Raw genomic sequence first — 18381 nt, forward strand, 5'->3', positions numbered from 1 at the left:
ATCCCATGCATGGATTCGCAAGACCCACTCTACGCAGGAGTTCGGGAGGCGCAATCGCAGAATGGCCGAATTGGGGCAGCGCCAAGGTGGTTGCAGACTGGCTGTTGCAAATTCGGCACAGGTTTGGAAACGGGCCGTTAACACTTGCAGCCGGGCCTGCCGGAATCGACGCCAACTGGGGCATCCGCTCCGCCGGACTCAGGTCCAGAGCTCCGGATGAAGCCGTTGCCAGGCGGCCATGTGGGCCAAATGATTGACGGCGCGCTCGTCGCTCGACCAGTCATCCTGCTGCGGTTCCGACTGCACCGATGCCAGGCACGCATCGTCCCAGCCGGCGTCGCAGAACTGCAGCAGGCTCTCCATCAGCGCCCGACGATCCGACAGCAGGGCGCCAACGTCGAGATCGTGGATGAAGCCCGGGAAGCGCGCATGCCAATCGCCCATCATTTGCAGATAGGCTGCGTGATAGCCCCGCAACTCGCCGAGATCGTTCGAGTATTCGAACCCGGCGCCGGTGAGGAACTTCTCAAATATGGCGACGCGATGCTCGGCGGGCGGGCGCACGCAGTGAATGATCCGCGCCTTGGGCAGGGCGAGGCGGATGAAGCCCAGATAGTGGTAGTTGGCCGGCATCGTGTCGACGACGCGTCTGCCACCCTGAACCAGCCGCTGAGCTTCAGCCATATAGGTTCGCCCAAGCGCGGCGAAGCGGTCGGGGGCAATCGCCGACAATGGTTGCCCCCCCCCCTCCCGGATCAGTTCACGCGCCAGCCTGCCCATGGTCGGCAACTCTCCGGCGCCCGCAAATGCCGGGTGCGCGGCAAGGATCAGTTCGAGCGTGCTCTTCCCCGACCGAGGCAGGCCGACGATGAAGATCGGGCTTTCTTCCGAAGAAGCGCTGCTCAGCATCGCCGCATCGAGGTCGCGAAAGCGCACCACATCCGACTGCAGCACGCGAATCTCATCGCTCAGCGAGAAGGCGACGCGCTGTCGTTGCATGCGGTTTGCTTCGATGAATGCCGCAATCGAACCGAGGTGATCCCCAATGTCTGCCAGCGCCTTGCCGAGCCCGAAGCCGGCATAGATGCGGTCCAGGGCGTCGTGATCCTCTGATCGGAACACCTGCTCCATCGCCGCCACGGCGCTATCGCGCTGCCGGTGGCGCAGGGTAGTAGCGCGCTGCAGGTGCGCCTCGCCGAGGGTCGGCTGCAGCGCGAGGGTGCGATCGAACCCGGCGATCGCCTGCTCCAGTTGCCCACTCGCACGCAGCGCGCGCGCGCGCTGCAGATGGAGGGCAGCCGCCTCGGGAAGGACAGCCAGTCCCCTGTCGAGCAACTCCAGCGCCTCCACTGCGCGCCCTTGGTCGATCAGCATGAAGGCGAGCCGGTCATAGGCCTCGGCATAGTTGGGGCGCAGTTCGATCGTCTTGCGGTAAGACGCCTCCGCCGCGACGTGGTCTCCTTCGTGGCGCAGCACACTGGCCAGTCTGAAGTGAAAGGCGGCCTCAGTCGGCCGAATCTTGGTGGCGTGCCGATACGCGTCGGCAGCCTCGCGGAACCGCCCCAGCGCGCGGTTGGCCATGCCGAGATTCGAGTATGTTTCCGCTGAGGCCGGGTTGATCGCCACAGCGCGCTGCAGCACCTCCACCGCTTCATCGTTGCGACCGGCGGCGTTGAGCGCCACCCCCATATTGGCCAGATATTGCGGGTTGGAGGGTTCGGCCGTGAGCGCCACGGCAATGTGACGGATGGCGGTCGCCGGCTCTCCCGCCTGCAGCCGCGTCAGCCCCAACAGGTGGTTGGCTGCCGGGTGGCGGCTGTTGAGATGCAGCACCTGCTGGTAGAGGCTAGCCGCCTCCTGACCGCGGCCGGCCTGATGCAATGCCATGCCGCGCCGCAGCAGCTTCTCCACCGTCCCATCTGGCGGTTGGTTGCTGGGCGCTCGACGGGAAGGGGACATGTATCTCTTGCTAATGGCTGCCTTGCCTATGCCGCAAGTCCTCGTCCATATGACGGCAACAAAGGGCGGGAAAGCAGAAAATGACAGACGGCAAGGTGGCGGTGGTGACCGGCGCGACCTCGGGTATCGGGCGTGCAACGGCAATCGGGCTGGGCAAGGCGGGGTTTCGCGTAGCGATTCTGGGGCGGCGCGAGGCGGAGCTGGCGGAAACGGCGCGGCTGAGTTCGGCACAGTATAGCGGCGTCTGCGACGTTACCGACCCGGCTGCAGTGCACCGTTACTTCACGGATCTCAAAGCCAAACTGGGTCGCGTCGACGTGGTGTTCAACAATGCCGGACGGTTCGCCCCGCAGGCGAGCTTCGGTGATACCGATATCGCGACCTGGCAAGGCATGGTGGACGTGAACCTCAACGGCGCGTTCTACGTGGCGCGCGAAGCGTTCCGGGCCATGCGGGACCAGACGCCGCAAGGGGGACGGATCATCAACAACGGTTCGATCTCGGCCTATGTGCCCCGCCCCGGCGCCGCCGCCTACACCGCGACCAAGCACGCGATCACCGGGCTGACCAAGGCGATCTCGCTGGATGGACGGGCTTTCAGCATCGCCTGCGGGCAGATCGACATCGGCAACACCGCCACCGACATGACCGCCAGGATGACCACCGGGTCACTGCAGGCCAACGGCACGATGGAGCCGGAACCGACTTTCGATGTGCAGCACGTGGTCGATGCGATTCTCTATATGAGCGGGCTGCCGCTCGAGGCGAATGTGCAGTTCATGACGGTGATGGCGACCACGATGCCGTATATCGGTCGCGGGTAAGATCGGCGTCGTCATGACTTCTGCCGGAAGCCGATCTGGCTTCGCGTGACTAAAGTACGGCAGCAGTATGATCGTCGCTTGACCGATTTCGCCGACGCAACCTATGTTGACTCCACTATATTGTTGGGGGTTTTCAGCATGAAGATTGCACACATCCTGTTGCTTGGCGTTGCCGTAGCGACCGTTACCGGCGCGGCCCAAGCCGCCGACCTCATTGTCGAGGAGCCAGCGGTTATCGCCGCGGCTTCGAGCGTCGATTGGTCCGGCTTCTACGCTGGCGCGCATGTCGGGTACGGCTCCGGCACGATGTTTCTGGACGGCGTCATCATCGATCCCGATGACGAGGAACAACCCGTCAACGGGTTCCTCGGCGGCGTACAGATGGGCTATAACGTGCAAGCGGATACCATCGTGTTCGGCGTGCAGACCGATCTCAGCATCTCGGCCATCGCTTCCGACGAGGATGGTGGCGGCGCTGACGATACCGTCGACTGGCTCGGTTCGACTACCGCGCGTATTGGTCTCGCGCTCGATGGCGTGCTGCCCTACGTGAAGGCCGGTGTGGCCTATGGCGGCGGTACTGGTGATGCGGCAGGGGTGCAGGTCAGCAACACGCATGTGGGCTGGACAGCAGGAGCCGGCGTCGAAATCGCCCTTGCAGACAACATCTCGCTGTTCGGCGAGTATGCCTACACGGATCTCGGGGCCGAGACCTACAGCTTCGGCGCACCGGTCAACGCAGATGTCGACGTGTCGATGCAGCTTCACACCGTGAAGGCCGGCCTCAACTTCGGCTTCTGATAACAGCCGAGCGGGTTTTGAAGCGGCCGTCCCTCGGACGGCCGCTTTGTTTTGTCAGGCCCCGTAGACCTTCTCGCCACCGATCCAGGTGGAGCGCACCTTCAGGTCATCGCTGAGGACCGCGAAGTCGCCGCGGGCGCCTTTGGTGAGGTGGCCGCGGTCGGCTTCGGCGCGGATGGCACGGGCGGGATAGAGGCTCGCCATGCGCAGGGCCTCGTCGAGCGGCACGCCGATGGTCTGGTGGACATAACGAATGGCGTCGATCATCGCGAGGTCGGCGCCGGCGAGGGTGCCGTCGGCAAGGCGCAGGGCGCCATCCTTGCGATAGACCGTGCGGCCGGTGAGCTCGAACTCAGTCCAGTCGGTGCCGGTGATCGACATGGCGTCTGAGACGAGGAAGACCTGGCCGGGGCCGCGCTTGGCGCGAAGCGCGATGCCGATCGAGGTCGGATGGACGTGGATGCCGTCGGCGATGAGCCCGGCATCGAGCCCGGGCAGGTCGAGCACGGCGCCGACAAGGCCCGGCTCGCGGTTGCCGATCTGGCTCTGCGCGTTGAACAGGTGGGTGGCCATCGAGGCGCCGGCCTTGGCGGCAGCGGCCACCTGCACGTAGCTGGCGTCGGAGTGGCCGATGCTGACGATGATGCCGGCCGCGGCGAGACGGGAAATCTGTTCCGGGCCAACGGTTTCGGCGGCGACGGTAATGAGCAGAGTCGGGAGCGCGCGCTTGGCGGCAAGCAGCCGCTGCAGGTCGGCTTCGTCCATCGGGCGGATCAGCGCCGGATCGTGCGCCCCCTTGCGGGCGATGGACAGATGTGGACCCTCGAGGTGGAGGCCGAGAAAGCCGGGAACGTGCTGCTCCACCGCAGTGGCACCGGCGGCGATGACGGCCTCGTTCTTGGGTACCGTATCGGTGATCAGGGTCGGGAGGCTCCCGGTGCAGCCAAATTGCGTCAGCGTCGCGCAGATGGTGCGGATGGCATCGAGCGTCGGGGTATCATTGAGCAGCGCGCCGCCGGCGCCGTTGACCTGCAGGTCGAGGAAGCCGGGGACGATCATCGCGCCATCGGCGGGAACACGAATGGCGTCGGTGGGTGAATCCGTGGCAATCAGGCCCTCGACCTTGCCGTCGGCGACGACCAGCGCCATGTGGTCGTGCCATTCGGCGCCGTCGAAGATGCGGGCTCCGGTGAAGGCTTGTTTAGTGGCGGGCATCGGCCGGCCTCCTCGTCTGAGTTTGAATTATCCCTGCATCAGCTCGGCTGCGCTCGGACCACCGAACAGCGCCTGCCAGAGCAGAACCACAACGCCATGCAGCACCACCGCGGGCCACAGCGAGCCTGTGCGATAGCGCAGCGCGGCGCAGGCGGTGCCCAGCACGGCGGCAATCAAGAGGAAGCCAGGCGTGAAGAACAGAGTGGCGCGCGGCAGAAAGGTCAGCGCCTCGACGATGTGCCACAAGACGAAGACCAGCACACCGGCTGCGTACCAGACGATCGGGCGTGCGCTTTCGCCCCTCCCCGGCAGCGGGCCGCGGAAAATCAGTTCCTCGGTCAGGGCGGGAATGAAGAACACCGTCAGCAGCAGTGGATCGAAGCGTGGCTCGTAGCGCAACAGGCCCGAGGCGGCAGCCAGGCCGGCGATCAGCAGCAGCGCCGCAAGGCCAATGAGCGCCGAATCCCGCCACGCCGCCGTGCTGGGTGGCGTACCCAGCGAACGAACGGCGCGGAGGAGCATGCCCTGCACGCGGGGCCCTTCCGATCATATGGTCTCCGTCACCTTCTTGAGGTGCGGGGGGCGGTCCGGATCGAAGCCGCGGCGGCGGCTGAGGGCTTCGACGAAGCCGTAGAAGCTGACGATCAGCGCCAGGGCGTCGGTGATGGCGTGGCCGGAGGCGGCGAACGGCAGGCGTTCGGCGCTGGTCGCGTTGACCGATGTGATGAAGACACGAGCGCCCTGCCCGGCCAGCCGCTCGGCGACTTCGGCGACCGAGGCTTCGGCGGCGTCTCGCGCGGCAAGCGCGAGGACCGGGAAGTGGTGCTCAACGATGCGGGCCGGCCCATGGATGACCTCGGCGGCGCTGTAGGCCTCGGCGTGGATGCCGCAGGTCTCCTTGAACTTCAGCGCCGCCTCGTTGGCGATGGCGAGCGCCGGGCCGCGGCCGAGGACATAAAGCGACTGGTGCTTGTCGAGCGCGCCGAGCAGCGGCGACCAATCGCAATGCACGGCTTCCTCGAGCACCTCAGGAAGTGAGTCCAGAGCCGCCAGCAGCGCCTTGTCTTCCAACCAGTTTCCGACGATGCCGAGGCCCGCGACGACCGAGGCGACGAAGGTCTTGGTGGCGGCCACCGACTTCTCCTCGCCGGAGCGAAGCGCAATGGTCTGGTCGGAAGCCTGGGCCAGCGGCGAGTCCGGGGTGTTGGTCAGTGCGAAGGTGAGCGCGCCGTTCTTTTTCGCCGACTGGGTCATGCCGACGATGTCGGGGCTCTTGCCCGACTGCGAGATGGCGATGGCGGCAGTGCCCTTGAGCTTCAGCTCGCGGCCGTAGATCGAGTAGACCGAGGGGCCGACCGAGGCGACCGGCACGCCGGCCAACAACTCGATCGAGTATTTGAGGAACGACGAGGCGTGGTCCGACGAGCCCCGCGCAATGGTGACGATGGCGGTGGGGTCGGCGGCGCGGAGCGCCTTGCCGGCGGCCGCGAAATCGGCCTTGCCCTCGGAGAGCAGGCGGGCGATCGCCGACGGGGTCTCCTCGACTTCCTGGCGCATGTAGCTGGCGTTGGCGGCTGTGGTCACGGCATCACTCACGGTTTGCGATCATTTGCGGGCGGCTTCGCCGACTCTGAGTTCGGCGACGAAATCATAGGTGTCGCCGCGATAGACCGAGCGGGTCAGCTCGACAACCTTGCCCGAAGGCAGATAGGCGATGCGCTCGATATGGAGCGCGGCGGCGCCCACGGGGATTTCGAGGAGACGGGCATCGTCCTCCTCGAGATTGGCGGCGCGGATGCGCTGGATGGCGCGCACCGGGCGATTGCCGGTCTTGTCGAGATGGGCATAGAGCGACGAGCCCACCGCAGCCGGATCGGGCAGCGTCTCGGCGGAGAGCGCCGCGCGCTCGATGGCCAGCGGCATATCACCGGAGAGGCGGAGGCGCGCCACGCGGGCGACCCGATCGCCGGGCGAAAGCCCCAGAATTACGGTCTCGTCGGGCGATGGGTCGCAGATGCCGCGATCGAGCCAGATGGCGCGCACAGCCATGCCACGGCGCGCCATGTCCTCGGTGAAGGACGTGAGCTGGCTCAGCGATTGCTCGACCCGGCTTTGCTGCGGCGCAACGAAGGTGCCAGAGCCATGGCGCTGGATCAGCAGGCCATCGCGCACCAGATGTTGTACGGCCTTGCGCACGGTGACGCGGGAAACCTCGACCTTGGCGGCTAGGTCGCGCTCGGAGGGAAGCGCATCGCCGGGCTTGATGGCGCCCCGGGCCACCGCATCCTCGATCCAGCGCTTCAGCTGCAGGTAGAGCGGACCGCCCTGCGGCAGGATGATGGCTTCGGCGCTGAAGAGGTTGCTGGTCAAATTGCCCGTCCCGGACCAAAACCACCGGGCAAATCGGCCCGGCGCGGGTGTCGTCCCACATTCATCCCATAATACCAATAAAAGACCATTGACCAAGCGGTTTCTAGGCCAAAAGGGCCCGGCCCTCTGTGAGATCGGTCCCATACCGGCGGTCGAAGCGGATTCTGCGAGGGCTACGCTCGACAAGTGGTATGTTTTTGGCATTAATGCCGCCCCGCGAAGAAGTCGATGGGAGCGTGGTTGGAATGCCGGAAATATCGCCGCTGCTGGCGGGCGCCTCGATCATCGATATTACGCCGCCAGCCGGACTGATGATGTCCGGCTATGCAGCCCGCACCCAGCCGGCGACCGGCAGCCATGATGCGCTGACGGCGCGGGCCATTGCCGTAGGCGATACGGCAATCGTTGTCGCCGACGTGATCGGGCTGCACGAGGAGAGCTGCGCGCGAATCCGCTCGCGCTGCGTGCTGCCCGACGACAGGGTGGCGGTGATCGCCACGCATACGCATGGCGGACCAGTGAGCATGGCCGGTCGCGGCGGAACCGAATTTGACGCCGGCTTTCTGGCGCGGCTGGAAGACGGGTGCGTCGAGGCGATCGACCGGGCCGTGGCGGCGCAGCGGCCAGCACTCCTCTCGACCGGCACCGGCGACAATCCCGGGATCGCCTTCAACCGGCGGCACGACGGCGGCGTCATCGACCCGACCCTGCCGGTGCTGCGGATCGACGGCGTCGACGGCAAGCCGATCGCCATCCTCGCTGCACACGCCTGTCACCCGGTGGTGCTCGCGGCCTATAATCGGCAGTACACGGCCGACTTTCCGCACTATGTGCGCGAGGCGCTGGAGGCCGCCGATCCTGGGATCATCGCGGTGTTCCTGACCGGATGCGCGGGCGACATCAGCACGGGGCACTCGCCGCATTCGTCGATCAGCACGGTACCAACGGCGGATCGCACCTATGCCGAGGCCGAACGGCTGGGCCGGCGGATCGCCGCCAGTGTTTCGGCAGCAGGACTCGAACGGTGCAATGGCAGGATTGCCGCGGCGACCCAAGCGGTGACGCTCGATCTCGAGCGGAACGAGACGGTGCCCCTGTCCGTACTGGCAGCCGAATGGCGGGCCAAGGCGGCCGAGTCCGATCCGGCCTGGGCGGCGCTCTACGAGTGTTGGGCGGACTGGGCCGGGACCGTCGCGCTGCGGCCGACTGCGCCGTGGACCGGCAAGGTGACGGTGCTCGACTGGGCTGGGGTGCGGTTGAGCTTCATGCCGGGCGAGATGTTCGCGCAGTCAGCGTTGAACGTGCGCGGCGATGCGGCGCGCGTGCATTTCGTCAACAGCTTTGCCGATGGCGTGCCAGGGTATATTCCGCCGGCGTCCGAATATCCGTTCGGCGGCTACGAGGTGCTCGAGGCGCACCGCTACTATGGCTTGCCGGCGGCGTTTGCGGAGGGCTCGGCCGAGCGGCTTGAGGCGGCAGCGATCGAGCTCAACGCCAGGCTGGACAGGGCCACGGGTTCGTCGGGTACATGAGCCGGCTCTACCGCCGAGTTATCCGCAGGGTTATCCCCGCGAAAGCGGGAATCTCGGTTTGCAGCGCTCGTGGAAAACAGCGGTTCCCGCTTTCGCAGGAATGACTCTGTGCGTGATTGCAGGCGCAAGGGGCGCCGCCCAACCAAACGTTGCCCGGCTTCGCCGGGGAGAGCAGGACCTGGAGCAGTTTAGATGAGCGTTCGTGTACTTGTGGCGGGCCTGGGCAATATGGGGCGGAGCCATGCGCTGGCTTATCACCGGCACCCGGGGTTCGAGATCGTCGGGCTGGTGAACCGGCGGGCGCCGAAGCTCGACGTGGAGCTCGCCGGCTACCAGGTGCTGGCCGACTATCAGGCAGCGCTGCGCGAGCTGAAACCGGACCTGGTATCGATCAACACCTACACCGATACGCATGCCGACTATGCGGTGATGGCGCTGGAACAGGGCGCGCATGTGTTCGTCGAAAAGCCGCTGGCAATGACGGTGTCCGATGCCGAGCGGGTGGTCGCCGCCGCCAGGGCCAATGGGCGGAAGCTGGTGGTGGGCTACATTCTGAGGCACCACCCGAGCTGGATCCGTTTCATCGAGGAAGCGCGCAAGCTCGGCGGTCCCTATGCGTTCCGGTTGAACCTCAATCAGCAATCGAGCGGGGCCAACTGGCAGACGCACAAGACTCTGATGGAGACGACGTCGCCGATCGTCGACTGCGGCGTGCACTATGTCGACGTGATGTGCCAGATCACCGACGCAAGGCCGGTCGAGGTGCGCGGCATGGGGGTGCGCCTCTCGGACGAGATCGCGCCGGACATGTACAATTACGGCGCGCTGCAAGTGCTGTTCGAGGACGGCTCGCGCGGCTGGTACGAGGCGGCGTGGGGACCGATGGTTTCGGAGAACGCCTTCTTCATCAAGGACGTGATGACCCCGAACGGCGCGGTGTCGATCGTCATGGAGCCGGGCGCCAGATCGGACGATCTCGACACCCACACGCGGACCGACCAGATCCGGGTGCACCGGGCGGCGCTCGCGCCGGACGGGAGCTTCGCCAACGCCGACGAGTACATCTCGATGCAGGGCGAGCCACACCACGATGCGCTCTGCGCACGGGAGCAGGACTATGTATATCGCGCCATCGTCGAGGATATCGACCTCAGCCGGCACATGAATGACGCCGTGCAATCGCTCAGGATCTGCATCGCGGCGGACGAAAGCATCCGGAGCGGGCTTGCGGTGCAGCTATAGCCGAAAGACTGGCCTGTCAGGCGGGGTGTCGACAGGCTAACTTCTCAGTTCGGATTCACACTTCAAACGGCTGATTTCATGCGCATTGTCGATACGCACCTGCACCTGATCTATCCCGACAGGTTCTCCTATCCGTGGCTGGGTGGGGCGCCGGCGATCAACAAGCCGTGGCATGTCGAGAGCTACTGGGCGGAGGCGGCCCCGCTGGGCATCGAGGCGGCGCTGCATATGGAAGTAGATGTCGCCGAACCCGAGATCGCCGCAGAAACCGAGTTCGTTCTGGGGCTCGATCGGGTGATCGGGGCGATCGCCAATGGGCGGCCGGAACACGCGGATTTCGAAAGGCACCTCGAGAGGATGCGAGAGCTGGGACAGGTCAAAGGCATCCGGCGATTGCTGCAGGGGCAGCCGGCGGAACTGAGCCAGACGCAGACCTTCATCGACAATATCCGGCTCTTGCCGCGCTACGACATGAGCTTCGATATCTGCGTGAAATCACACGAGCTGATGCTGGCGCCGCCGCTGATCGAGGCGTGCCCGCAAACGCAGTTCGTGCTTGATCACTGCGGCAACCCCAAGATCGCCGAGCGCGAATGGGAGAGCTGGACGACGCGGATGGAGCGGATCGCCGATCTGCCAAACGTGGTGTGCAAGGTTTCAGGGATTTTGGCCAACGTGGACGATTCCTGGACCGTGGACACGATCCGCCCCTACGTCGAGTTCGTCATCGAGACGTTCGGGTGGGACCGCGTGGTGTGGGGCAGCGACCATCCGGTGGTCACGCTGTTTGCCGACCTCACCAAGTGGGTGAACGCCAGCCGGGAGATCGTCAACGGCGCCAGCCGGACAGAACAGGAGAAGCTCTTCTCGAAAAACGCCGAGCGGGTGTACCGGGTATGATGGGTAAGGCCGAGGAAGGCTATTCGAAGGCAACTCTGCGGGATCTGACCGTCAATCGCTGGCGATACACCCTCATCGCCATCGCCATCGTGGCAGTCGCGCTCACACTGGCGTTGCTGAGTTCTCCTGTACCGAGCCCGTCCTACGTAGTGTGGTTGCTGTTGCTTCCCCTGGTGTACCTGGGGGCGACCCTGTGGGCCGCGGCAGGGTATGCGATCTATAGAAATCCAGATGGTGGACTGCCGCGCGCCAACGGCAACCTGGTCGTCTCGATCATCATCCTGTTTGTGCCCAGAGAGCTTCTCAAGTAGCCAGGCCATCTCCGCCTTCGAGTAGGCCGGCACCTAACGCAAGGACTCACGCAGTCGTTCTCCGCCGGATAGCGTGATTTGACTGACTTCGTGAACGCGTGCTTCAACTCCCACCGGGGACGTTATGACGCGCGGCAGTCCAGAACTGTTAGACGATAGACATCGACGCAGGATATTCATCGCCGCACTGATCATGTGGGGAGTTTGTCTGTTTGTTGTGATCGTTTGGCTGTCGTTCTGCACGCCTTTGGCGATCGAGGACGAAAACGGCCTGATCGAAGAACTTTATCGGCTTCCACGGTAACTTCCGACGAGCAGCCGGATCGACCTTAGCTTTCCGGACTTTCCGTCGCCGCTCGCCTCTTGCCGCCCCGCCCTGCATCGCGTTTCCTCCGCTGAGGGAGGACTACGAACATGGCGGAACAACCGCACTTCGTTATCGTGGGCGGCGGCACCGCCGGGTGGATCGCTGCCTTCATCATCCAGGACTCGATCAAGCGGCTGAAGCTCGATGCGAAGCTGAGCGTGGTGGAATCCTCCAAGATTCCGACAGTGGGGGTGGGCGAAGCGACGACCGCGGCGTTCCACGTGTTCCTGACGCATTTCGGCATCGATATCTTCGAGTTCTTCAGGAAGACCGAGGCCACCTACAAGCTGGGGATCCGACACGAGGACTGGCGGCGGAAGGGTTTTACCTACTACGGGCCGATCGATGATCCGCACGCGGTGGTACGGCCACCGCCGGGGGCGCCGTCGGACTATCTCAACGTCTATGCGGTGTCGGTGAACGAGCCGGTGCAGGACATGCACCTGTTCGGGCCGCTGCTGAAGCAGAAGAAGGCGCCATGGGCCAGGAAGGCGGACGGATCGCTGATCCCACTCGGACCGTTCCTGCCGGCCTATCACTTCGACCAATCGCTGGTCGGCAAGTTCCTCAAGGAGAAGTCTCAGGGCGTCGAGATCGTCGACAACGTGCTGACCGGGGTGGAGCGGCACGGCGAGACCGGCGACGTCACGGCGCTGGTGTTCGAGGACGGGCAGAAGCTCGAGGGCGATTTCTTCATCGACGCGACAGGGTTCCGCAAGCGCCTGATCGTCGGCGAGATGCAGGCGCCATGGATTTCGTGCCAGCACGAGTTGCCGGTGAACCGGGCCCTGCCCTTCTGGCTGCCAGTGGAGCCGGGTGAGGAGATCGCCAACTATACCCGCGCCTGGGCCCAGGAAGCGGGCTGGATGTGGCAGATCCCGACGCAGTACCGGTATGGTTGCGGTTACGTGTACTCGGATGAATTCCGCACCCCCGACGAGGCACATGCCGAGGTGGAACGGGTGCTGGGGCGCAAGATCGAGGTGCGCGGCGATATCCAGTTCAAGATCGGGCGACTCGAGAAGGCGTGGATCAACAATGTTGTGGCGGTGGGGCTGAGCTCGAGCTTTCTCGAGCCGCTGGAATCGACCTCGATCCACGGCACGATCGTGCAGATGATGATGTTCGCCGGGCAGTACCTGCGGGACCCCGCCCAGATGGGGCAGCCGTTGCGCGACGACTATAACCGCCGCGTCGGGCGGCAGGTGGACGATTTCCGCACCTTCGTGAACACCCACTATATGACGGAACGGGACGACACGCCGTTCTGGCGCGAGGTGCGAGCGCACCGGATCCACCCGGAGACCAGACAGCGGCTCGAGCGCTGGAAGACCGAGATGCCGCGGCGCGAGCATTTTGCCGACTACCTGTTCGGGCTGCCGCATGTCGAAACGCAGCTACATTATCCGGTGCTTGATGGCCTGGGGCTGCTCGATCCCGCGGTGGCCAAGGCGGAGATGGCGCGCGATCCGAAGCTGAGAAAATTCGCGCGCGAGACGCATGCTGGACTGGTGAAGGAATACAAGCAGGCAGCCAGCAAGGCGCTGGGGCATGCTCAGTTTCTGGAGCTGGTTCGGGGGATGGGCGGCGCGTAGCCGATAGAGACGGCCCCTCCCGGCCTCCCCCCTGAAGGGGGAGGTGAAGAGTCGAGGTTGTGGCTCGATCGTGACCGACACTCGATGCGGCACCTCCCCCTTTAAGGGCGGAGGATGGGAGGGGGCCGTCTGCTTCAGCTAATTTCGTAGCTCAGCTCGTAATGCACGGTCTTGTCGTGCTCGGCGGCGTAGCTGCCCTGCCCCGTGATGCCCTTTAGCTCGCCTGTGCCGGAGCCTTCGACGATTTGCCATTTGCTGGCGGCGATGCCGTTGGTCCAGTCGCCGACCTCATAGACGATGAACTGGCCGGACTTGCCGTCGAGCGTGCCGTCCATGACCAGGTAGCCGGCATAGTGGCAAGTGTCGGTGGTGGGGTATTGCATCAGGTAGCGGCCGGGGCCGGTGGCTTCGATGGCACCGTGCATGACGATGTCGATCTTTGCTTCGCTCGATTTCAGCGGGGCAGCTTCGTGGTAGGGTTTCTCGTCCCAGTTGTTATGCAGAATCGTGCCTTTGGCGGTCTTCATCGGGTTCTCCTTGCTTGGACGGGGAAGCTAGCGGAGCGGCGCCGTCTGGAATTGTAGTTTCGCGACAGAGGAGGTTAGCGGATGATCCTGCGCCAATGGTCGGCCCGTATCCGCACCGCGGACGAAGCACGCTACGTCGCCTATATCGAGGAGACGGGAGCCGCCCACTACGCCGCGACCGCCGGCAACCTGGGCTTCCAGATTCTCACCAGCGCCGAAGCCGACGGGCTCAGCACCATCACCACGCTGAGCTGGTGGACCGACCTCGAGGCGGTGAAGCGCTTCGCCGGCGAGGACTACCAGCGGGCACAGTATTACCCCGAGGACGACGCGTTCCTGGTGGAGCGGACCGAGTTCGTGCAGCACCACGTGGTGCGGACCTCTGAGATGAGCGGCGTGCGCTGACCTGATGCGGCAAAGTGATCCCAGGCCGATCGATGCGGCCGTGAAGCCGGCACGCGGGCTGCTGCACAAGCGGACCAGCTTCGAGCATTTCGAGCTGACGCGGTTCGAGCCGTCAGAAGACCTGGCCGACTGGGTCGAGCACCACTGGATGATCCTCTACGACCTGGGCGAGCGCCCGCCCTATACGCAGCGCAATCTCAGCCACCCCAACCAGCATGTGGTGATCGACTCGCGTGGCAAGACCGGCATTTTCGGCGCGGCAACCGGGGTGTTCGAGACCACTCTCAGCGGTTCGGGCCGGGTGTTCGCGACGAAGTTCTGGCCGGGCGCGTTCCGGCCGTTCTTTGGGCGCGCGGTGAGTGTGCTGAGTGACACGTGGCTGCCGGTAGAGACGGTGTTCTCGCGAACATCGACAGCCATGCAGGAGGAATTCACCGGCCTCAACGATCCCGTCGGCATGGCCGAGCGGATGGAGGAACTGGTTCGGGCGCAGTTACCGCAACCGGACGAGAAGGCCGGGCTGGCGCGGCAGATCGTGCGATTTGCCGAGGCGAACCTCGAACTGGTCTCAGCCGGCGAGCTGGCCGGAGCGTTCGGGCTCGGACTCAGGGCGCTGCAGCGATTGTTCGACGAGTATGTCGGGGTGCCGCCCAAATGGGTCATCGACCGATATCGGATGCTGGAGGCGGTGGAAGCACTGAACGCCGGGGGGCCGGAAACACTCACCCAGCTGGCACACCGGCTGGGGTATTTCGATCAGGCGGCGTTCAACCACGCATTCGAGAAGCTGACCGGGGCGGCGCCCAAGGCATTTCTCACCAGACAGGAAGGATGATCATGGCCTCGCCATTCGACAGCTGGCTGTTCTGGGCCTTGCTCTCGGCGGTGTTCGCCGCGCTGACGGCGATCTTCGCCAAGGTCGGCATCGAGAACATCGACAGCGATTTCGCGACGCTGATCCGGACCGGGGTAATCATCGTGGTGCTATCAGGGATTGTCCTGGGGCTGGGAAAGTTCCAGCCGCTCGACACGATCTCGGGCAAGACCTGGTTGTTCCTCGTGCTGTCGGGGTTGGCGACGGGGGCATCGTGGCTGGCCTATTTCCGGGCGCTGAAGCTTGGGCAGGCCGCGGAAGTGGCGCCGATCGACAAGCTGAGCGTCGTGCTCGTCGCGATCTTCGGCGTGTTGTTCCTGGGGGAGAAGCTGACCGTGCAGAGCTGGATCGGCGTGGGCCTGGTTGCGCTGGGAGCCGTGACGCTGGCCTGGAAGATCTGACGGCAAACTGAAGCAGCCGACGGTGCCATCCTCCCCCGCCGCGCGGGGGAGGATCAGCCGACTGAGAGAGGCTCGAACCCTAGTGCTGGCTGTGCATGCCGCCGGGTTCGGAGATTTCGTGCAACGCGTGGGCGCTGGCCCGACCGCTGTCGGCGAGAGCGACATCGCCGAGCGAGATCATGCCGATCAGGCGCTTTTCGCGGTTGAGCACCGGCAGGCGGCGGATCTTGAACTCGGCCATGTGGTCGGAGACGTCGGACAGTTCCTCGTCCTCGTAGCACCAGCGCGGGCTGGAGCTCATCACCTGGCGGACACGGGTTTCGGGGCCCATGCCCTCCGCCACGGCGCGGATGCAGATGTCGCGGTCGGTGATCATGCCGACAAGGCGATCGTTCTCGCCGACCGGCATCGAGCCGGCGTCGATCTCGCGCATGGTACGCGCGACGGAGCGGATGGTGTCATCGGGTGAGCAAAGCTCGACATCGGTGCTCATGCATTCGCTGACTTTCATGGCCGTTCTCCCTGTTGGAGCGCTTTCGGGAAAAATCGCAGACTTTTCCGTTCGAAAGCGCGACTGAGCAAAGACTCGGAGACGACGAGGCTCGCCGCCCCTGACGGAGGGAAATGCAGCAAGCGGCAGAGAGTTCAGCGCGCGGGGTGAAACAGATTTCTCGTCAGGCAGTGTCGTAGGCGGTGAGCAGCAGCGGCAGGATGCTGATCTGCTGCGTCACCGGGTTGCCGTCCTCGATGTCCCAGGCAGCGCTGAGGGCGGCGTGGGCCGAAGCCCAGGCGAGCAGGTGGCGGCGCGGGATGCCGGAGCGGGCGGCGATAGTGCGGGAGTGGCTGCCGACGCGCGCGGCGCTTATGACGAAGTCGTCGCCTTCCTCAGGGTTGAGGAAGCTGTTGGCGTAGTCGTAGGCCGGATCTCCGATGAGGCCCTTCGGGTCGATCGCGACCCAACCTCGGCTGCCGTGCGCGATGTTGTCGTGGTGCACATCGCCATGCAGCGGCAGGGTTTCCATCGGCCTGTCGAACAGGTTGTAGGCGATCCCGGTAGCGCGGCCGACGAGATCGCGGGCCTGGCGCGGCCAGGCGGCAGCCCCGACCCGGAACAGTGCCTCGAAGCGCTGGCGCAACGGGGTGAGACCGGCGGGCGGCGTGGCGTCGCGAGGGGTATGGAGCCTTTCGACGGTGTCGCAGAGGATCTCGGTGGCCTCGGCGTCGCGACCGGCGCGGGCGACATCGCCGAGGGTCTCACCATCGGCCAGCTCCATCAGCACGGCGTCACGGGCGAGACCGTAGACGGCAGCGGCGCCATTGCCGGCGTACCAGACCAGGAGGCTGCCGCCATTGCGCTCGTCATCACCGGTGCCGGGCTTCAAGAGCTTCAGCACGGCCGGCGGTTGGCCAGTACGCTCGACGCGGTAGACGAAGCTCGTCGAGGTCTCGACGAGCAGGGTCGGACGAGTCAGCGACCAGCGCGCCAGGGCGCGGCTGAGCATGGTGGCGTCGGGAGTGGGGTTGAGCAGGGTAGCCATGCCCTCCCCTTAGCCGAGAGGGGTAAAAAAGAAACCCCGCGGGATGCCGCGGGGCCAGGTCAGGGAGGAGAGCTTGTTGCTGAAGCAGACGCTCCCCTCCCGGCCTCCCCATGAGGGGAGGATGAGAGGGGCCGTCTCTGTCAGTGCGCCTTACGCCACGCGCTGCTTCTTGGCCGGGCGGGCCCAGGCCGGGATCCAGTCGCCGTGGGCGGCGAGGAGGTCGTCGGTGAGGTTCCAGATCTGCTCGAGGTCGAGTTCGGCAGCAGTGTGCGGATCCATCATCGCAGCGTGGTAGATGTGCTCCTTGTTCTCGGTCATCAGCGCCGCGACCGTGAGCTCCTGCACGTTGATATTGGTGCGGATCAGCGCCGTCAGCTGCGGCGGCAGGTCGCCGATATAGGTCGGCTGGATGCCGGAGGCGTCGACGAGGCACGGTACTTCGACGGCGGCGTTGTACGGCAGGTTGGTGATGACGCCATTGTTGCGGACGTTGCCGTAGATGACGCCCGGCTCACCGGTCCACACCGAGTTGACGATCTCGGAAGCGTATTCCTTACTCTGCTTGACCTCGATGGTGTTGGCCTTGCGGTACTCCTCCGAGGTGGTCTTCCACCTGGCGATCTGCTCGACACAGCGCTTGGGGTACTCGTCGAGCGGGATGCCGAACTTCTCGATGATGTCCTCACGGCCTTCCTTGATGAAGTACGGGGTGTACTCGGCGAAGTGTTCGGAGCTCTCGGTGACGAAGTAGCCGAGACGCGTCAGCATCTCGTAGCGAACCTTGTTGGGGCAGCGCGGGTTCCAGGTCGGCTTGGGCGCCCTGCCCTCGCGGTAGGCGCGAACCAGGTCCGGGTAGAGATCGCGGTACGAGCCGTCGGGCTGGCGATGCTCGAACTTCAGGTAGAAGGCCATGTGGTTGATGCCGGCCGAGCGGTAGCGGATCTCGGAATAGGGAATGTCGAGATCATGGGCCAGTTCCATGGCGGTACCCTGCACCGAGTGGCAGAGGCCGACCTGCTTGATGGTCGGGTACTTCTCGGCGATCGCCCAGGTGTTGATGGCCATCGGGTTGACATACTGCAGCATCACCGCCTCGGGGGCGACTTCCAGCATGTCCTCGCAGATCGACCACAAATGCGGCACGGTGCGCAGGCCACGCATGATGCCGCCGACCCCGAGGGTATCGGCGATGGTCTGGCGCAGGTTGTACTTCTTGGGCACCTCGAAATCGACGACGGTCGAGGGCTCGTAGCCGCCGATCTGGAAGCAGACGACCACGAAGTTGGTGCCGTCGAGCGCCTCGCGCTGGTTCGAGAAGGTCTTCACCGTGGCGGGGACGCCGAGGGTGTTCACCAGCTTGCCAGCGATGATGGCGCTCTCTTCGAGGCGCTGCGGATTGATGTCCATCAGGCGAATCTCGGCGCCGGTCAGCGCCTCGCGCTGCAGGATGTCGCCGACGATGTTCTTCATGAACACCGATGAGCCGGCGCCGATGAAGGTGATCTTGGGGTTGGCCATAA

The 18381-nt window shown here is 64.9% G+C and carries 19 protein-coding genes; 10 read left to right on the forward strand and 9 right to left on the reverse strand.

The genetic code is table 11. The features are described 5' to 3' along the window. Window positions 1-198 precede the first annotated feature (198 nt). Complete coding sequence (locus tag AC1ROK_RS12355; protein WP_492847216.1) at window positions 199-1911, reverse strand: tetratricopeptide repeat-containing sulfotransferase family protein; 1713 nt, start codon at window positions 1909-1911, stop codon at window positions 199-201. Between the two features lie 128 nt (window positions 1912-2039). On the opposite strand from AC1ROK_RS12355, the gene AC1ROK_RS12360 reads away from it, so the two are divergent. Both AC1ROK_RS12360 and AC1ROK_RS12365 read left to right on the forward strand, forming a co-directional pair. Next, window positions 2040-2783 carry an SDR family oxidoreductase gene (locus AC1ROK_RS12360; RefSeq protein WP_492847218.1) on the forward strand — a complete coding sequence of 248 codons (744 nt, stop codon included), beginning with the start codon at window positions 2040-2042 and terminating at the stop codon, window positions 2781-2783. A gap of 138 nt (window positions 2784-2921) precedes the next feature. Then, complete coding sequence (locus tag AC1ROK_RS12365) at window positions 2922-3584, forward strand: outer membrane protein (RefSeq protein WP_492847219.1); 663 nt, start codon at window positions 2922-2924, stop codon at window positions 3582-3584. 54 nt (window positions 3585-3638) lie between these two features. On the opposite strand, the gene nagA is transcribed toward AC1ROK_RS12365, so the two are convergent. From nagA to AC1ROK_RS12385, 4 genes are read right to left on the reverse strand one after another with little or no spacing between them, the layout of a single operon-like run. Further along, window positions 3639-4799: an N-acetylglucosamine-6-phosphate deacetylase gene (gene nagA / locus AC1ROK_RS12370; protein WP_492847221.1), complete on the reverse strand. Its 1161-nt coding sequence runs from the start codon at window positions 4797-4799 to the stop codon at window positions 3639-3641. A 27-nt stretch (window positions 4800-4826) separates the two neighbouring features. Further along, window positions 4827-5321 carry a CPBP family glutamic-type intramembrane protease gene (locus tag AC1ROK_RS12375; protein WP_492847400.1) on the reverse strand — a complete coding sequence of 165 codons (495 nt, stop codon included), beginning with the start codon at window positions 5319-5321 and terminating at the stop codon, window positions 4827-4829. A gap of 24 nt (window positions 5322-5345) precedes the next feature. Then, window positions 5346-6356 (reverse strand): SIS domain-containing protein, encoded by a 1011-nt coding sequence (locus tag AC1ROK_RS12380; protein ID WP_492847402.1) that lies wholly within the window; start codon window positions 6354-6356, stop codon window positions 5346-5348. Between the two features lie 48 nt (window positions 6357-6404). Then, window positions 6405-7169, reverse strand: a complete 765-nt coding sequence (locus AC1ROK_RS12385) for a GntR family transcriptional regulator (protein WP_492847223.1) — start codon at window positions 7167-7169, stop codon at window positions 6405-6407. A 245-nt stretch (window positions 7170-7414) separates the two neighbouring features. On the opposite strand from AC1ROK_RS12385, the gene AC1ROK_RS12390 reads away from it, so the two are divergent. The 5 genes from AC1ROK_RS12390 to AC1ROK_RS12410 all read left to right on the forward strand — a co-directional run bounded on the left by AC1ROK_RS12390 (window position 7415) and on the right by AC1ROK_RS12410 (window position 13116). Then, the gene (locus AC1ROK_RS12390; RefSeq protein ID WP_492847225.1) at window positions 7415-8701 is read left to right on the forward strand and encodes a neutral/alkaline non-lysosomal ceramidase N-terminal domain-containing protein; all 1287 of its coding nucleotides are present in this window, start codon (window positions 7415-7417) and stop codon (window positions 8699-8701) included. Window positions 8702-8893: 192 nt separating this feature from the next. After that, window positions 8894-9943: a Gfo/Idh/MocA family oxidoreductase gene (locus tag AC1ROK_RS12395; protein ID WP_492847227.1), complete on the forward strand. Its 1050-nt coding sequence runs from the start codon at window positions 8894-8896 to the stop codon at window positions 9941-9943. A gap of 78 nt (window positions 9944-10021) precedes the next feature. Next, window positions 10022-10843 (forward strand): amidohydrolase family protein, encoded by an 822-nt coding sequence (locus AC1ROK_RS12400; RefSeq protein ID WP_492847229.1) that lies wholly within the window; start codon window positions 10022-10024, stop codon window positions 10841-10843. Next, window positions 10840-11154: a hypothetical protein gene (locus AC1ROK_RS12405; RefSeq protein WP_492847231.1), complete on the forward strand. Its 315-nt coding sequence runs from the start codon at window positions 10840-10842 to the stop codon at window positions 11152-11154. The genes AC1ROK_RS12400 and AC1ROK_RS12405 overlap by 4 nt, the downstream gene beginning before the upstream one ends. A gap of 414 nt (window positions 11155-11568) precedes the next feature. Beyond that, window positions 11569-13116 carry a tryptophan halogenase family protein gene (locus AC1ROK_RS12410; RefSeq protein ID WP_492847233.1) on the forward strand — a complete coding sequence of 516 codons (1548 nt, stop codon included), beginning with the start codon at window positions 11569-11571 and terminating at the stop codon, window positions 13114-13116. A gap of 134 nt (window positions 13117-13250) precedes the next feature. Here the strand turns inward: AC1ROK_RS12410 and AC1ROK_RS12415 are convergent, their stop codons facing one another. Next, window positions 13251-13643 (reverse strand): DUF3224 domain-containing protein, encoded by a 393-nt coding sequence (locus AC1ROK_RS12415; protein ID WP_492847235.1) that lies wholly within the window; start codon window positions 13641-13643, stop codon window positions 13251-13253. 81 nt (window positions 13644-13724) lie between these two features. On the opposite strand from AC1ROK_RS12415, the gene AC1ROK_RS12420 reads away from it, so the two are divergent. The 3 genes from AC1ROK_RS12420 to AC1ROK_RS12430 are packed head-to-tail and all read left to right on the forward strand — an operon-like array spanning window position 13725 to window position 15323. Beyond that, window positions 13725-14048, forward strand: coding sequence for a hypothetical protein (locus tag AC1ROK_RS12420; RefSeq protein ID WP_492847237.1), 324 nt, complete (start codon window positions 13725-13727; stop codon window positions 14046-14048). A 40-nt stretch (window positions 14049-14088) separates the two neighbouring features. Beyond that, entirely contained in the window at window positions 14089-14883 is a 795-nt protein-coding gene (locus AC1ROK_RS12425; protein WP_492847239.1) for a DUF6597 domain-containing transcriptional factor, read from the forward strand. A gap of 2 nt (window positions 14884-14885) precedes the next feature. Beyond that, entirely contained in the window at window positions 14886-15323 is a 438-nt protein-coding gene (locus AC1ROK_RS12430) for an EamA family transporter (protein ID WP_492847240.1), read from the forward strand. Between the two features lie 79 nt (window positions 15324-15402). Here AC1ROK_RS12430 and AC1ROK_RS12435 read toward each other — a convergent pair whose 3' ends face one another. From AC1ROK_RS12435 to AC1ROK_RS12445, 3 genes are all read right to left on the reverse strand, one after another. Beyond that, window positions 15403-15834, reverse strand: a complete 432-nt coding sequence (locus AC1ROK_RS12435) for a CBS domain-containing protein (RefSeq protein ID WP_492847242.1) — start codon at window positions 15832-15834, stop codon at window positions 15403-15405. Between the two features lie 163 nt (window positions 15835-15997). Next, window positions 15998-16861, reverse strand: coding sequence for an aminoglycoside phosphotransferase family protein (locus tag AC1ROK_RS12440; protein ID WP_492847244.1), 864 nt, complete (start codon window positions 16859-16861; stop codon window positions 15998-16000). 150 nt (window positions 16862-17011) lie between these two features. Continuing rightward, window positions 17012-18379 carry an alpha-glucosidase/alpha-galactosidase gene (locus AC1ROK_RS12445; protein WP_492847246.1) on the reverse strand — a complete coding sequence of 456 codons (1368 nt, stop codon included), beginning with the start codon at window positions 18377-18379 and terminating at the stop codon, window positions 17012-17014. Window positions 18380-18381 lie beyond the last annotated feature (2 nt).

The organism is Devosia sp. GW821-FHT12F11 (genome assembly GCF_058806655.1).